General features: G+C 39.7%; 1 protein-coding gene and 1 pseudogene. One reads left to right on the top strand and one right to left on the bottom strand.

The window, feature by feature from the left end:
* Window positions 1-487: pseudogene (locus FHL06_RS14555) on the top strand (hypothetical protein); the annotation flags it as partial.
* A 56-nt stretch (window positions 488-543) separates the two neighbouring features.
* On the opposite strand, the gene FHL06_RS14220 reads toward FHL06_RS14555, so the two are convergent.
* Window positions 544-1,039 (bottom strand): PLP-dependent aminotransferase family protein (locus FHL06_RS14220; RefSeq protein WP_475392989.1); only part of this gene is annotated, 496 nt, incomplete at its 5' end.

Below are 1,039 nucleotides of genomic sequence, written 5' to 3'. Positions count from 1 at the left end.
TGATTATTTTATTAAGTATTTGAACGCTTTACATCGTGCTAACGGAACTCCGGAAGTTTCTACAACACCTGAAATGTTTGAGTATGCTAATCATCGTGCTTATCAACAAGTTGGTAAAACGCTGGATCATTCTACTCAACCACGTAATACTGAAGAAGATCTCTATGGTCTTGGCTATGATTTTATCTTGAAAAATGGTGGTTATGTGGGGTTAAAATCTGATCGAGATGTGGCCTTTTATCTCATAAAAGGTTGGTATGATGATGACAATAATATCTTTGCAACGCTTGGTCATGTAGGACATTTTGGTCATCGTGCAGCATTAATTTACACAGGATCTCCGGCCGCCATTGGGATGTCAGATAATGCTACATCTCTCAATGCAGAGTGGACCAATGATTTGGATGGTTTCCATAGAATTTACAATGATACTGGTTCAAATCCAAATACGAACTTCATCTCTAAAGATGCAGTTCCAGAAAAGTAGACAAATAAAAAAGCGAATCTCTAATCAAATAGAGGTCCGCTTTTTACATACAATTTTTAGTTAAATTCAACGGGATGCTTGTCAGTCAAAGCTTTTGTACGTGCATCCAATTCTTGAAGTTTTTCTGGATCATCATGATACTTGATTGCATCAACAATAATACGGGCTACTTCTTCACAGTCTTCTTCGTCAAATCCTCTTGATGTAATAGCAGGAGAACCTAGACGAAGTCCAGATGTATATTTTGGTGGCAATGGATCATTTGGAATGGCTTCCTTGTTAGTTGTGATATGAATTGAATCAAGAAGGTTTTGAACTTCCATACCGGTCAAGTCCCATTCTGTTAAAACAACATTGAGCAAGTGGTTATCTGTACCGCCAGTTAATACGGAAAGGTTATCAGCATCATTGATAACTTTTGCCATAGCAGTGGCGTTTTTGATAACTCGTTCCCTGTAAGCTTTAAACTCAGGTTGTAGATCTTCGCCACAGGCCCCTGCCTTACCCGCAATAACGTGTCCCCCAGGACCACCTCGAGCCCCCGGGACGACT

The sequence above is a fragment of the Companilactobacillus halodurans genome (assembly GCF_009600985.1).
In the GTDB taxonomy this organism is placed as follows: Bacteria; Bacillota; Bacilli; order Lactobacillales; family Lactobacillaceae; genus Companilactobacillus; species Companilactobacillus halodurans.
The sequence above is the reverse complement of the archived record's forward strand: the minus strand, read 5'-3'. Positions and strand labels throughout refer to the sequence as shown.